Source organism: Catenuloplanes nepalensis (assembly GCF_030811575.1).
Taxonomy (GTDB): domain Bacteria; phylum Actinomycetota; class Actinomycetes; order Mycobacteriales; family Micromonosporaceae; genus Catenuloplanes; species Catenuloplanes nepalensis.
Genome location: NZ_JAUSRA010000001.1, coordinates 949314 through 963420, shown reverse-complemented (window position 1 = coordinate 963420; position 14107 = coordinate 949314). Strand labels below are relative to the sequence as shown.

Sequence of the window (14107 nt, the reverse complement as noted above, 5' to 3'; positions counted from 1 at the left end):
CTCAGGCCCGCACCTCGACCAGGAGCTTCTGCACGCGCTCGACCAGGTCCCTCGGGCTGAACGGCTTGACCAGGTAGTCGTCGCAGCCGGCCGCGTAGGCGAGCTCGCGGTCCTGCGGGCGGCCCTGCGCGGAGATCATCACGATCGGGAGCTTCGCGGTGACCGGTGTCCGGCGCAGCTCGCGGCACAGCTCGATGCCGTTGATGCCGGGCATGCGCACGTCGACCAGGACCGCATCCGGCCGGAACCGGCGGACCGCCGCGAGCGCGGCCGCGCCGTCGGCGACCGCCATCGTCTCGAAGCCGGACCGCCCGAGCTTGTACATGACCAGCTGCTGGATGTCCGGGTCATCCTCCGCCACCAGGACGCGCGCCATGCTTGTCCCTCCGTCGGACAGCCCCTCCCGCTACCCTCGATCTCACCAGACATGCCCGCCATAGGCGGATTTTTCGCGATACTTGGTTCCTACCCCAGCGCAACCCGGCCCGGCTCAGTGCCGCCGGGCGGCCGCCGATTGTGCCCTCCGTGACGAAGAGGGACCTGGTGCGCGGACGAACGTGGCGCGGTCCCGCGCTCGCGTCGACCGTCCTGGCTCTGGGCCTGGCGGCGACCGGCGCGGGCGCGCTGGCGCTGCACTCCGCCGAGGACGACTACGCCGCCGCCGCGCTCCGCGTGCGGGCCGGCTCCACGCAGGCCGCGGTGGCCGCGGCGGTGGCGCGGTACACCGCGACCGCGCAGAACCTTGCCATGATCGCCGGGAACGCACCGGCGATCGACTCCGCGACCTTGCTCGCCGGCGTCGACGCGAGCCTGGCCCGGCTGTCGCGTAGCACGCTGCCCGGCGCGCACGACGTGCGCCTGATCGCCTCGGACGCGGGCCGTTCCGCGGTCGCCGGCCGGCCGGTCGACGGCAGCGCACCCGGCGGTGACCGCTGGAACGGCCCGCCGCCGGCGGTCTCGGCCGCGATGGACGTCGCCCGCGACACCGGGCAGATCGCCGTCTCCACGCCGCACGTGCTCCCGTACGACCGCGCGCTGGCCGGCGCGCGCCGGCAGCTGTCGTTCGTGATCGCCGCGCCGGTGCAGTCCGCGGACGGCACCACGTTCCGCGGCTGGGTGCTGTTCAGCCTGCGCACCGGCGACTTCCTGGCCGAGGCGCTGAGCTCCGGCACGCACGCCACCGTGACGGCCTCGCTGGCCGACGCAGCGATCCGGCCGGCCCGATCGGCGTCGCGTCCTGGAACACCGACGCCGCGCCGGCCGACCCGGAGACCGTGGCGCTGCCGGTCGCGTTGGGCCAGCGGCAGCTCACGCTCACCGTGCGCCCGAGCACGCCGTTGATCGGCGAGGCGCGGCGGCACCTGGACACGGTCGTGCTGACCGGCGGCGCGCTGCTCAGCCTGGCGCTGTCCGTGCTGGTCCTGGTGCTGATCACGGCGCGGGAGCGGTTCGCCACGGCCGCCCGGCGCGCGCTCGCCGACCGGCGGGCCGACGCGGACGCGCTGCGCCTGGCGCAGACCGCGCTGCGCGAGCGGGAGGCGGAACTGGCCGGCTTCTCCGCGCTCGCGACCGACCGGCTACAGACGCCGCTGACCAACGTCGCCAGCTACGCCGACCTGCTCGCCGAGGAGGTCGGCCCGCGGCTCGACCCGGCGTCGCTGGGCTTCCTGGACCACATCGGCCGCAGCACGCGGCGCATGCTGCACGTGGTGGACGAGCTGCTGGCGTACACGCTGGCCGGCGAGGCTCCGCTGCGCCTGGAGCCGGTCGACCTGGCCGGACTCGCGGCCGAGGTGGTGGCCGCGCACGTGGCGGTCTCGCCGACGCTGCCGAGCATCGACATCGGCGCGCTGCCGGTGGTGACCGCGGACGCGGCGCTGCTCCGCCAGCTGCTCGACCACCTGGTCGGCAACGCCGTGACATACGTGCGGCACGGCACCGCGGCCCGGATCACGATCGGCGCGCGGCAGGACTCGAACGGCTGGTGGCGGATCGAGGTCGCGGACCGCGGCGATCCCGGCCACGCCGGAGATCACGACCAGCACCACCAGCGCCGCGAACGTCCTGGTCAGCAGCGAGCCGATGCTGCCGGCCCGGGGTCGCCCCGCGCATGAGGACATGCTCCGGCGTCAGGCTCGGGAGCGGGTCAGCAGCGACTGGATCCGGGAGACCAGCTCACGCGGGCTGAACGGTTTCGTCACGTAGTCGTCGGCGCCGGCCCCGAACCCGCCCTCGATGTCCTGCTCCTGCACACGGGCGGTGAGTATCACGATCAGCATGCCGGCGGTGGCCTGGTCGGCGCGCAGCATCCGGCACACGTCGATGCCGGACAGGCCGGGCATGGAGACGTCCAGCACCGCGAGCGCGGGCTGGTCGCGGCGGGCTGCCTCCAGCGCGGACTGCCCGTCCTCGACCGCGATCACGTCGTAGCCGACCTGCTCCAGCTTGAACGCGACCAGGTCCCGGATGTCGGCATCGTCATCGGCAATGAGTACGGCGGTCAATTTCCCTCCACCTCCGCCCGCGGCAGCGCGAGCCGCCGCATCAGCTCGGCCACGTCGGCCTTCCCGAACGGCTTGGCCAGGACCGCGGCCGTCGGCAGGTCATCCAGGTCGTCGGCGTCCAGCACCGAGCAGATCACGATCGGGCACGCCGCGGTGCGCGGATCCTCGTGCAGCAGCCGGATCACCTCCCGGCCGTCCCGGTCGGGCAACAGGACGTCCACCACGACCAGGTCGGGCGGGTCCGCGCGTGCGGCCGCGATCCCCTCCTCGGCCGTCCCGTACCCGGACACCTCGCATCCGTTCCGGCTGAGGTGCCCGCGCAGGAGGTCGAGGAGATCCTCCTCGTCCTCGATCACCACAGCTCGCAGCGCCCCGCCCACTCCGTCATTGTCACTGACTTAATCCGAGATATCCCCTTGGTCCGAAATATCGGCTTAAGGGGGTGCAACCGTTGTGCAACCCGAGCGCTCCCAGGGCGTACCCCCGCGAGGGTTCTCTGGAAGGCACCTTCCCCCACGAAAGGAGCTCGTCATGGCCGTCCAGCTCGTCCAGGTCGAGGCCCTCTTCGCCTCCCACCTCCAGCGCTCCCAGGCCCCGACCGCCGAACTCATTCGTGACGCGATCCGCGCCACGGTCGCCCGGCACGGTGAGAATGGCGTCGCCGCGCTGGTCGCCCAGGAGTTCGGCGACCACCCAGAGACGTCCGCCGGCCGCATGCGCTGGGCCCGCCAGGCCTGCTCCGCCGCCTACCCCACCGCCGCCTAGCTGCGGTTTCCCACTCTAACCCATCGACGATCATCGCGTCCGGCCATCCGCCGGTCCTGCCGGGTCACCCTCGCCGCGGCGGTGGCTATTGTGGTCGGTCTGCGGGCCTTCCCGCAGCCCAAGACCCACTTCACCCCCGCGAGGAGGCCGGCCGCGTGGCCGAGGAGCCCAACCCCCGTCCCGACGAGCCCGCCACCCCGGCCCACGATCAAATCCCCCCGGCGGTACGCCCACCAGACGCCTCTTCGCACCCCAGCGCCCTCGCGCCACCACCGCCGGCCTTCGGCACGCCGGCCCCGCCGCCCGCGTCCGGCGAGCCGACGGCGTTGCCCGGTCAGCAGCCGAGGGCCGACTCGGGCGATGGCGGCCTCGCGCCTGACTGGGCCGGGTCCACGGTCGAGATTCCGCTGGTCATCGCCGCGCTGGCGGCGGCCAACGGCACCGATCCGCTGGAGGAGGCCCGCAAGCATGCCGCAGCCACCGGGCGAGGCCTGCCACCTCACCTGAAGCGGCTCGCCGCCGCGGGGCCTTCACCCACTGCCGGGTCTGGATCGGCTTCGGGCGACGCGCCCGATCCTTCCGGGTCGCGCCCGGGCGGCACCGAGACCACCGGCGGAGAGCGTGCCGGGCCGCCGTCCGGTGGCGCTGAAAATGCCGGGCCGCCGTCCGGCGCCGCCGAGCATGCCGGGCCGCCGTCCGGCGCCGCCGAGCATGCCGGGCCGCCGCCGGGTGCCGCCGAGCATGCCGGGCCGCCGCCGGGTGGCGGTGACTCCGCCGGGGCGGGCGGTGCCGGGGATGCCCGAATATCGGCTGTGCCCTCGTCTTCTGGGGCCGCGCGGCGACAGAGGCCGATATCCGGTGAAAACGGTGTGGATCATCCGAAATCCGCAACGGGCGCCGGGTCGTTGAGTGAGCATGGGGCACCACCACACGACCCGGACGCGGACATGGTGACCGGCACGCACCGCGCCGCGAGCGGGCTGCGCCGGTTCATCCGCGACTACGCGTGGGTCATCGTCGCCGTCGCGCTGGCCGTGATCGTCGCGCTGTGTTCGCTGCGGTTCACCAGCGGCATCGCGCCGGCCTGGAAGGCCGGCGCCCCCGCCCCCTCGACGTCTCTCATCGCGAACCTGACCGCGGCCCCGATGGTGGCGCCCGCGATCTCCCCGTCCACCGCCCCGCTCGGCTCGGCGTCCCCGTCATCCGGCGACTCCGGGCCGAGCCCGTCCCGGACACCGTCGCGCACGCCGGTCACCCACGCACCGTCGCCGGCCCCCGACCGCAGCACCGGCGTCCCGGGGCCCGAGCCGCGGACCACCACCGTCGAGCTCGGCCCGGTCAGCGACGGCGAGCTCAAGGCCACCCTTCGCCTCTACTGCTGGCAGGAGTTCGGCGCCTCCGAGGCCCGGCTCGGCTCCGGCCCCGGCTCCTGGGAGTGCCGCGGCCCCGGCTTCCACCGCCTCGTCGACATGGACGCCATGTGCGCCTGGCGCAACGGCTCCACCGCCCAGGCCCAGGTCACCGACCCGCAGGACCCGTACTCCTGGCGCTGCTACCGCCCCCGCTCCGCCTGACGGCCCCCGGCGGGGAACAGCCGGCGCAACAGCGGCGCGGCCTCCCGCGGATCCGGCGATCTCCAGACAGCCCTCGCGCGCCCGAATCTCGGCTTCAACGACACACCACGGAGAGTCGCGGCCACTAGTGATACGTGGAGCACCGAATGACTCGCTTGTGGTCAATTGGTCGTTGCAATGCCCTCTGAGCAGGGGTTTTGATGGCGAAGCCGGGTGTTCCTTATGTGGTTCGGGTGCGGTTTTGGGAGGGGATTCGGGCTGGTTTGTCTACCGAGGAGGCGTCGACGGCTGCGGGAGTCTCGCGGTGGACGGGTATGCGCTGGTTCCAGGATGCTGGCGGGGTGATCAACAACGGGGCTGGGGCCGGGTCAGGCCGGTATCTGTCGTTCGAGGAACGCGAGGAGATCATGCTGCGGCGTGATCGGGGTGAGTCGCGGCGGTCGATCGCGGTGGCGCTGGGGCGGGAGCCGTCGACGATCGGGCGGGAACTGGCCCGGAATTCGACCGTGCGGGTGGGTTATCGGGCCGGCCGTGCGGACGAGAAGGCGCGTGATCGCCGCCGCCGGCCGAAGCCCGTGAAGCTCGCGGACTGCCCGCGGTTGCGGCGGGTGGTGCAGGGGAAGCTGAAGCTGAAGTGGTCACCGCGGCAGATCGCGTTGTGGCTGCCCCGGCGTTTCCCGGACGATGAATCGATGAGGGTGTCTCACGAGACGATCTACCAGTCGCTGTTCGTCCAGTCCCGGGGTGGGCTGCGCAAGGAGCTGACCGCGTGCCTGCGGACCGGCAGGGCTCTGCGCAAGCCCAGGGTCAGGTCACGACAGCAGGAGAAACGCGGCCGGATCCCCGCAATGATCAACATCCGTGAGCGGCCCGCTGAGGCCGCCGACCGGGCCGTGCCCGGCCACTGGGAAGGCGACCTGATCATCGGTGAGGACGGCGGCTCCGCGATCGGGACTCTGGTCGAACGCTCCACCCGCTACTGCATGCTCGTCCACCTGCCCGACGGCCGGGACGCCGAGGCCGTCCGCGACGCCCTCATCGCCACCATCACGACACTGCCCGCTCACCTGACCAAGTCACTGACCTGGGATCAAGGCGTCGAGATGACCCGCCACGCCGACTTCACCATCGCCACCGGCATCGATGTCTACTTCTGCGACCCGCACTCGCCCTGGCAGCGCGGCAGCAACGAGAACACCAACGGCCTGCTCCGCCAATACTTCCCCAAGGGCACCGACCTGTCCGTCCACACCAGACAGCACCTCGACGACGTCGCCGCCGAACTCAATGGCCGCCCCCGCGAAACCCTCAACATGCGCACACCCGCCGAAGCCCTCAATCAGCTACTATCGGCACCTCTAGCTGCATAAACGTTGCATTGCGACGACCGATTGAATCCACCTCGCTCATTCGGTGCTCCAGGTATCACTAGTCAGACGATCTATCGAAGAACCATCATGGACGCGCCATCAACGGGCGGATAATCAGCGCATATCGCCCTTGGAGCGCTCGACATTGCGGTCGGGAAGCGCCGGCCGCTACTCCGCGTGCGGGCGAGCGGCGATGGCCGGGTTCGTGGCCGGGCCGGGGAGGGGTGGGGTCTGGTCTGGTACGGCGGGACTGGCAGGGAGGAGCGCCAGCGACGACCGGTGCCCGCGGGAGCACTGGGGAAGTGGGCACGCCGGGAGTGGGAAGAGGAATCGGCTCTCGGGGTGGGAATGGAGCCGGGCGAGCGGCACCGTGGTGTCGCCCGCCCGGAAGAGGGGTGGTGGGCCGGGAACCGGCGTTGGCCTGTCACGGCACCCGGCCCACCACGGGTCGGCCTGATCGTGGGAATCAGGCCGTGCGGCGCCGGCGTGCGGGCGTCGGCGCCGCTCTATAGGTGGCCCGGGCCCTCGTGGGAAGGGCCCGGGCAAGCCGTCAACCGAGCAGTCGGTCGTAGTCGGCCAGGGCCAGGGCGATGTCGACCTGGGCCCAGAAGCGGTGGTACGTGAAGACCGGCGCCGGCCCGCCGTTCAGGTACGCCTCGACCTTGGGGAAGTCGGGGTCGTCCCGGTAGAAGGACCGGATGTCCAGGAAGGACTTGCCGGGGGCGATGACGTCACCGTTGGGCATGGTGCCGCTGTAGCCGGACGGGATGAACAGGCCCTGGCCGGTGGAGGCGTTGTAGACGTCGTCGAACCGGTTGTAGTCGGCGCGGGTCTCCGGTATCGCGACACCCAGCGAGTCCTTGTGCGTCAGCAGCGCGTCGAGCAGGGCCTTCGCGGTGGTCTGCGCCTGCGTGTTGCCGGACTTCGCGCCGTAGTAGACGAGCGTCCGGGCGTAGGCGCCGGTGACGCCGACGTCCTGGGTGTAGTCGACGATGCTGACGTGCAGGCCGCTGTTGTTGACGCTGGTGGTGCCGGCCTGCCAGTTGCCGCCGGGCTGGCCGGACCAGCTCAGCGTGGACGGGACCTGGTAGGTGGAGCCGCTGACCGTGGTGTTCGCGATCGCCCAGGCGACCCACTTGTCCAGCACGGCCTTGGCGCGTGCGTCACCGGACTCGTGGTAGTACTCGGCGACGCGTTCCATGCTCCACGCCTGGAAGCCGAACCACTGGTTGGACGGCGGGTCGTGGTAGACCGGCTTCTCGTCGTAGACCATGCCGTAGAACGTGGGCACGCCGGCCGGGCGGGCGCTGTAGTTGCCCTTCCAGCTGTTGGTCGCGCCACCGGCGATCGCACCCTCGGCCGACTGCAGCCAGGTGTAGAAGTCGATCTGGCGGGTCAGCGAGGTGGCCCAGTCGGACTTCGCGGACGCCGAGCGAGGGGTCAGCTCCGGCACGGTGGAGAGCACCCAGGCCGCGAACGGGTTCTGGTATCCGCCGTGGTTGTGGCTGGAGCCGATCCGCCACGACCAGTTGCCGCTGTTGGCGCCGTAGGAGCCGCCCCACGCGTAGTACCAGGAGAGCAGGTACGCGGAGCTGTCCTTGCCGGTGCCGGCGGGGCAGGAGGTGGAGGCGCAGCCGGGCTGCTTGAAGTACTTGTCGTACATGGCGTAGCGCAGGTAGTCGCCCATCTTGGCCGCGTTCGCGATGGTGGCCGAGATCTGCGACTGGTTGCCCTGCTCCTTGGCCCACTGCAGCGCCCAGTAGGCGGCCTGGACCGCGCGGGCGTCCGCGTCCGGTGCGTTGGTGTAGCGCCACTGCTGCGCGTACGACGAGTCACCGATGAAGATCGGCAGGAAGCCGCCGTTGCCGACCCGGCCGAAGTTGAACGTCTCGCAGCTCGGGTGCGGCACGGTCTCGAAGACCGATTCCTGAGGACCGCGCTGGTACGTGTTGATGTACGCCGGCCGGCTGGTGCCGTTGCCGCAGTTGCCGAAGCCGTAGACGTTGTCCACGTCGATCAGCCAGTGCATGCCGTAGACGCTGGTGGTGCCGTAGGACGCCTGCAGCTCCGCCGCGAGCGGGTCCGCACCGACCTTGACCGACGAGTCGATCTTGCCACCGACCGCCGGGTACTGGCTCGGCAGGTCCGCCTCGGCCGCGTAGTCAGCCGGGTCCGCGGCGTTGTAGTTGCTCTGTGTCTCCTTCGGGATGATGTACTGCTCCATCACCCGCCAGGCGTCGTTGAACGGCGACCAGTTCTCGGTGACCCTGCCGTACTGCGCCTCCAGGAACAGCCAGTAGGAGAACGCCTCGGACGTGGTCTCGTGCCCGTGGTCCGGCGCCTCGACCAGCAGCGTCTCGACGGAGTGGTACGGCACGCCCTCGGGGCTGAAGTACCCGTTCGCCGGCGCCTTGATCTTGTTGTAGAGCTCCAGGAACTCCTCGCCGTACGCGCCGCCCGGGGTACCGCCGCCGTCGTTGTCGGTCTCGGTGACCGTGGTGACGGACGACGTGAATCCGGTGGCGGACGCCGTGATCGTGGCGGTGCCGTTCGCGGTGTCCGCGTCCTCGGCCGCGTTGACCGGCACGTTGACGCCGGTGCTCCAGTTGGACGCGGTGATCGTCGCGGTCGAGGCGCCGAGTGTGACGTCCGCGTCCCCGGTCTTCGCCAAAGCGACGGAGACCGATCCGGTGGGCGCCGCGCTCAGCCTGACGTTCAGCGCGGAGCTCGCACCCTCGGCGACCTGCAGCGTGGCCGGCGTGGCGACGCTGCTCGCGGACGTGCCGGCAACCGTGAACGCGTGCTCGTCGGTCGCGGTCAGCCCGGCGCTGTCGTACGCCCGGGCCTGCACTGTGTAGCTGCCCGCGGGCAGTCCGGTGGTGGCGTAGCCGTACGGCGCCGTGGTGTCCGTGTTGATCAGCAGGCCGTTGCGGTAGAACTCGACCCTGGTGATCGAGCCGTCCGTGTCCGCGGCGGTGGCGGCGAGGTTGACGTCCGCCGGTGCGGTGAACGTGGCGCCGTCGGCCGGGCTGGTGAGCGAGACGGTCGGTGCGGCGTTCGCGGCACCGGCACAGGTGGTGCCGTTCAGCGTGAACGACGCCGGCTTCGCGTTGCTGCCGCTGAAGCTGCCGTTGAAGCCGAGCGTGATGGATGCGCCGGTGGCGAGGCTGCCGTTCCAGGCCTCGTTGGACGCGGTCACGTTCTGGCCGGACTGGCTGTACTTCGCGGCCCAGCCGTTCGTGACCTGCTGGTTGCCCGGGAACGCCCAGCCGAGGTTCCAGCTGCTCACCGGGTCACCGAGGTTCTTGAGCGTCACGCTGGCGGTGAAGCCGTTGTTCCAGTCGTTGGTGGTGTAGACGACGTCACAGGCGGTCGCGGCGTAGGCCATGCTGACCGGGACGGTCACCATCCCGCCTGCGACCAGCACGCCGGCGGCGGTCATCGCCAGCCGTCTCCTGCTGGGCCGAATTCTCATCTGCTGATGTCTCCTCGCGGACCGGGCGTCATGCGTCCGCACGGGTGGAGCCGCGCGCGCAAATTCGGACATGCCGACGCCGAGAAAGATGGGGATGCGCACTGGGTGGCCGCACCGGAGACAGCTCCGGGGCCCTCGGCGACCCGTCAAGCGTGGGGTTCTGTGGCTCCCGTCACGCGACTGGTGGCAAGTCTCGCATGGGAGCGCTCCCGGGGCAACCCATAGACGCAGATCAGTGATTTCACCCGCGCTGACCTGTGGTTTCACGCCCGAGCCCGGCCGCCCGAATGTTTCGGGCTCATTTTGGGGCTTTCACAAAGACGTGACGCGGACTACAGTCCCAATCAACGTCGATGGGAGCGCTTCCATCGATAGTCATTGAGTGAGAGTGCTACACCGTCACCGGTCGTAGCAGTCGCCAACCGTGAGGCCGGCGGCGGGCCAGCCCGGACTCCGCCACCAGCCGCCCCATCGACCCGGTCGAAAGGAGGTGGGAACCACCAGCCACTCGCGTGGCCCGGCTCCCGCGCGACACGCACTCGAGGAGGCCATTCCAACAGTGCGTGCGTTTCGTCGAACCTGAGGATTTCCGTCCTGAGGGTTCACGTGGGGACGGGGGTTGCCCTCCCCGTCCCCACACTAATACCGGGGCGCATCTCCAGACGCCCTCTGTCACAAAGATTTCACGGGCCATGGCAGCGACGCCGCCGGACCGGCGGTCATCCACGGTCGCGCCCTCTCGCCCGATCACCCGCCCCAGCGGTGAGACTGATCATCATCCGACCTGTTCATACCCATCCGCCACGGTCTGCGATAGCCTCGGGAGCGCTCCCACGAACGGTGGATGGGGCATCTCCCAGAGGGGATCACCAGCATGTCCGTACCGACCCGGCAGGCCTCCCCGGCCGCTCCGCCACCCGCCTCAGTGCTCCCGGCCGTGCCGGTCGAGCCGAGCCCGGACCCGGAGGCGCACCTGGGCCTGCGATTCCCGGCGGGCTTCGGCTGGGGTGCCGCGACGTCCGCGTACCAGATCGAGGGCGCGGCGCGCGAGGACGGCCGCGGACCGTCCGTGTGGGACACGTTCGCGCGCACGCCCGGCCGCGTCCTCAACGGCGACACCGGCGACACCGCCTCGGACCACTACCGGCGGTACGCCGAGGACCTCGACCTGATCCGGGATCTGGGACTGCGGTCGTACCGGTTCTCCATCTCCTGGCCGCGCGTGCAGCCGGACGGCCGCGGCGCGATCAACCAGCGCGGGCTGGACTTCTACCGCCGGCTCGTGGACGGGCTGCGGGAACGCGGCATCAGCCCGATGGCCACGCTCTTCCACTGGGACACCCCGCAGGCGCTCCAGGACCACGGCGGCTGGGCCGACCGGGACACCGCCTACCGCTTCGCGGACTACGCCACCGCGGTGTTCGAGGCGCTGGGCGAGTCGGTGCCGGTGTGGCTGACCGTCAACGAGCCGAAGACCGTGGTGCAGAACGGCTACATCACCGGCCACCACGCGCCCGGCATCCAGAACGAGCCCACGGCTTACCTGGTCGGGCACCACCTGGCGCTCGCGCACGGCCTCGGCGTGCAGGCGCTGCGCGCGACCGGGTCAGCCGCGCGGATCGGCGGTGCGCTCAACCTGCACCCGTGCTACGCGGCCGACGACAACCCGGAGACGGCGGCCGCGGTGCGGCTCTACGACGGGTACGAGAACCGGTTCTACCTCGACCCGATGTTCAACGGCTACTACCCGGAGGACGTGCTGGCCGACCAGGGGCCGACGTCGCCGCTGGTGACCGGCATCAAGGACGGCGACCTGGAGATCATCAAGCAGCCGATCGACATCCTCGCGGTCCAGTACTACACGCCGATCTACGTGACCACGGACGGCGGCACCGTGCAGAAGTGGCCGACCACCCAGGCCGCCTGGCAGCAGGTCTACCCGCCCGGCATGTACGACATCCTCACCCGGGTGACGCGTGAGTACGCGCCGGCGTCGCTCACCGTGACGGAGAACGGGCTGCCCTGCGCGGACGTGGTCGGCGTGGACGGATCGGTCGACGACGCGAGCCGGATCAGCTTCCTCCGCGACCACCTGGCCGAGGCGCACCGCGCGATCGCGGACGGCGTGCCACTGGAGAGTTACCACGTGTGGTCACTGATGGACAACTTCGAGTGGGAGGTCGGCTACGAGCAGCGGTGGGGGCTGATCTACGTGGACTACACGACCCAGCGCCGCATCCCGAAACGCAGCGCCAACTGGTACCGACGGGTCATCTCGGACAATTCCCTCTAAAAATCTCTCCGGGGGTACGCCGTGCGCGGCGTACCCCCTTATTTTGTCCTGTGATCGTTTGGTCAGGTTGCGCGCGGGACGGACACTTGGCCTCATGCCCGAGCCCGCCGCCGGAACCCGTCTCAACGGCCGATACGTGCTCGACGGCCGGATCGGCCTCGGCGGCATGTCCGAGGTCTGGCGCGCCGCCGACGAGACGCTCGGCCGCGCGGTCGCCGTGAAGATCCTGTCCGGCGCCGCGGCCGAGGACCAGCTGCTGCGCGCCGCGATCCGCCGCGAGGCCCGCGCCGCCGCCCGGATGACCCACCCGCACGCCATGCACGTCTACGACTACGGCGAGTTCAGTTCCGACGACGTCGTGCTGCCGTTCATCGTGATGGAGCTGGTCGAGGGCGCCACGCTCGCGGACCGCCTCGCCGGCGGCCCACCGCTCCCCTGGCGCGCCGCCGCCCGGATGGCCGCGGAGATCTCGGCCGCGCTCGCGGACGCGCACCGGCTCGGCGTGGTCCACCGCGACATCAAGCCGGCCAACGTCATGCTGACGCCGAACGGCGCGGCCAAGGTGCTCGACTTCGGCATCGCCACGCTCGTCGCCGGCGACACGCCGCACGCGTCCGGCTCCTTCACCGGCCAGCGCATCGGCGGCACGGAGATCCTGGACGGCTGGCTCGCCGGCACCCCGCCCTACGCGGCCCCCGAGCTGCTGCTCCGCGGCGAGGCCGGTCCGCCCGCGGACGTCTACGCGGTCGGCGCGACGCTCTACGCGGCACTGACCGGCGAACCGCCGCTGGCGATCACGTCGTGGGAGGACGCGGCGTCCGTGCACCGCTCCGGCGTGGCCGCCCCGGCCCCGCTGCCCGCGGGCGTGCCGGAGGCGCTCGCGGCCGCGGCCCTGGCCTGCCTGTCCCGCGAGCCGGAGACACGGCCGCCGGCCGCTTCGATCGCCAGGATCTTCGGGCGGTACGCAGCGGGAGGGATTCCCGAGGACCGCGGCCCGGCGCCGGCCGGTCCGGTCTCGCCGGCGCCGGGCTTCGACGCGGCGGCACCGACCTCGCCGGCCGGATCCGGCTCTCCCGTCTCGCCGGCCGCCGTCTCCGGATCGCCGATCGGGCTTCCCGGCGGGCCGGCCGGATCACCGGCGACCTTCCCGGGCTCACCGCTGGCCGCCGACGGCTCACGGACCGGCGCGGGGCCGGTCTCGCCGGCCGGTGCCGGCTCGTGGCCGTCGCCGGGAGGGGGCGGCCCGCGGTCCCGGGGTGCCGGTGGTTTCGTACCGGGCGCGGCCGCGGTTCCGGCCGGGTTCAACGCGCCCGGCGCACCGTCTCCACCGGACGGCCCGGCCTCGGCCGGCGGCCGTTCCCGGTCCGATCGGCTTCGGAGTCCGCGTGCTATCGGCGTCCTCGCCACCGGCCTGATCGTCGGCGGCGTCGGCCTGGTCGCCCTGGCGACGCTGCTGCTCGGCCCGGACGACCGCCGCGACCCCGCCTCGTCGGCAACCGGTGGCACCACCGCCCCAGCCACCGCCGGTCCGGCGAATCCCGCACCCACGCCGAGTCGTCCCCCGGCTCGCTCCCCGTCACCCTCGCCATCACCCTCCGATGACGACGAGGATTCCGCGCAGGACGCGGTCGAGGCCGGCACGGTGCTCAACCGGCTCGATGCCGCCCTGGCTCAGGGGCTGGTCAGCCGCGACATCAACTCCCGCGCCGGAAGCCGGCTCTTCGACGACCTCCGCGACCTGCGCCGCGACCTCGGCGACCCGGAAGCCCTCTCCGACGGCGCCGCCGACCTCCAGGAGCGCCTCGAACGCCTCGCCGACGACGGCGACATGTCCCCCGACGCCGCCTCCGACATGATCGAAATCGTCGACGACCTGGTCGTCTGACCACCACCGGCACCGCCGGACGTCTGTTTGCCGAGCTTTCAGCGTTCGGGTGAGAGCTGCGGGCCGGGCGGCGATAGATGGTGCAATTCGGGCGCAGAGTGCCCCGGCCAGTCGGCAATTCGAGACCTGACGCCGGACCCTCAGTAAGAACCAACCCGGATCGCCGAACGCCCCACGGTCACCTGCCGGACCGGCAGGCGATATCGAGCCGGCGTGCGTTGCCGGTGAGATCGTCCCGTGG

General features: G+C 71.5%; 11 protein-coding genes. 7 read left to right on the top strand and 4 right to left on the bottom strand.

The window, feature by feature from the left end; genetic code table 11:
- Nucleotide 1: 1 nt before the first annotated feature.
- Nucleotides 2-376, bottom strand: coding sequence for a response regulator transcription factor (locus J2S43_RS04035; protein WP_306827194.1), 375 nt, complete (start codon nt 374-376; stop codon nt 2-4).
- A 149-nt stretch (nt 377-525) separates the two neighbouring features.
- Here J2S43_RS04035 and J2S43_RS04030 point away from each other — a divergent pair, with 149 nt between their 5' ends.
- Nucleotides 526-1341, top strand: coding sequence for a CHASE domain-containing protein (locus tag J2S43_RS04030; RefSeq protein WP_306827193.1), 816 nt, complete (start codon nt 526-528; stop codon nt 1339-1341).
- Entirely contained in the window at nt 1275-2114 is an 840-nt protein-coding gene (locus tag J2S43_RS04025) for a sensor histidine kinase (RefSeq protein ID WP_306827192.1), read from the top strand. The genes J2S43_RS04030 and J2S43_RS04025 overlap by 67 nt, the downstream gene beginning before the upstream one ends.
- Nucleotides 2115-2129: 15 nt before the next feature.
- Here the strand turns inward: J2S43_RS04025 and J2S43_RS04020 are convergent, their stop codons facing one another.
- A complete protein-coding gene (locus tag J2S43_RS04020; RefSeq protein ID WP_306827191.1) occupies nt 2130-2504 on the bottom strand; it encodes a response regulator transcription factor in 375 nt (124 codons plus the stop codon).
- Nucleotides 2501-2884, bottom strand: a complete 384-nt coding sequence (locus J2S43_RS04015; RefSeq protein ID WP_306827190.1) for a response regulator — start codon at nt 2882-2884, stop codon at nt 2501-2503. Before J2S43_RS04015 ends, J2S43_RS04020 begins: the two co-directional genes overlap by 4 nt.
- Nucleotides 2885-3035: 151 nt before the next feature.
- Here J2S43_RS04015 and J2S43_RS04010 point away from each other — a divergent pair, with 151 nt between their 5' ends.
- From J2S43_RS04010 to J2S43_RS04000, 3 genes are all read left to right on the top strand, one after another.
- Complete coding sequence (locus tag J2S43_RS04010; protein WP_306827189.1) at nt 3036-3269, top strand: hypothetical protein; 234 nt, start codon at nt 3036-3038, stop codon at nt 3267-3269.
- A 905-nt stretch (nt 3270-4174) separates the two neighbouring features.
- On the top strand, nt 4175-4843 hold the full coding sequence (locus J2S43_RS04005) for an RAD23 family protein (protein WP_306827188.1): 669 nt from the start codon (nt 4175-4177) through the stop codon (nt 4841-4843).
- A gap of 200 nt (nt 4844-5043) precedes the next feature.
- Entirely contained in the window at nt 5044-6213 is a 1170-nt protein-coding gene (locus J2S43_RS04000) for an IS30 family transposase (RefSeq protein WP_370881596.1), read from the top strand.
- Between the two features lie 550 nt (nt 6214-6763).
- On the opposite strand, the gene J2S43_RS03995 is transcribed toward J2S43_RS04000, so the two are convergent.
- On the bottom strand, nt 6764-9688 hold the full coding sequence (locus J2S43_RS03995; RefSeq protein ID WP_306827186.1) for a glycoside hydrolase family 48 protein: 2925 nt from the start codon (nt 9686-9688) through the stop codon (nt 6764-6766).
- An 874-nt stretch (nt 9689-10562) separates the two neighbouring features.
- Here J2S43_RS03995 and J2S43_RS03990 point away from each other — a divergent pair.
- Both J2S43_RS03990 and J2S43_RS03985 read left to right on the top strand, forming a co-directional pair.
- Nucleotides 10563-11981 (top strand): GH1 family beta-glucosidase, encoded by a 1419-nt coding sequence (locus J2S43_RS03990; protein ID WP_306827185.1) that lies wholly within the window; start codon nt 10563-10565, stop codon nt 11979-11981.
- 94 nt (nt 11982-12075) lie between these two features.
- Nucleotides 12076-13866 (top strand): serine/threonine-protein kinase, encoded by a 1791-nt coding sequence (locus tag J2S43_RS03985; protein WP_306827184.1) that lies wholly within the window; start codon nt 12076-12078, stop codon nt 13864-13866.
- Nucleotides 13867-14107: the final 241 nt, after the last annotated feature.

Coding starts and splice junctions, on each gene's coding strand:
- J2S43_RS04035 (WP_306827194.1), bottom strand. CDS start 376: ATGGCGCGCGTCCTGGTGGCGGAGGATGACCCGGACATCCAGCAGCTG.
- J2S43_RS04010 (WP_306827189.1), top strand. CDS start 3,036: ATGGCCGTCCAGCTCGTCCAGGTCGAGGCCCTCTTCGCCTCCCACCTC.
- J2S43_RS04000 (WP_370881596.1), top strand. CDS start 5,044: ATGGCGAAGCCGGGTGTTCCTTATGTGGTTCGGGTGCGGTTTTGGGAG.
- J2S43_RS03995 (WP_306827186.1), bottom strand. CDS start 9,688: ATGAGAATTCGGCCCAGCAGGAGACGGCTGGCGATGACCGCCGCCGGC.
- J2S43_RS03990 (WP_306827185.1), top strand. CDS start 10,563: ATGTCCGTACCGACCCGGCAGGCCTCCCCGGCCGCTCCGCCACCCGCC.
- J2S43_RS03985 (WP_306827184.1), top strand. CDS start 12,076: ATGCCCGAGCCCGCCGCCGGAACCCGTCTCAACGGCCGATACGTGCTC.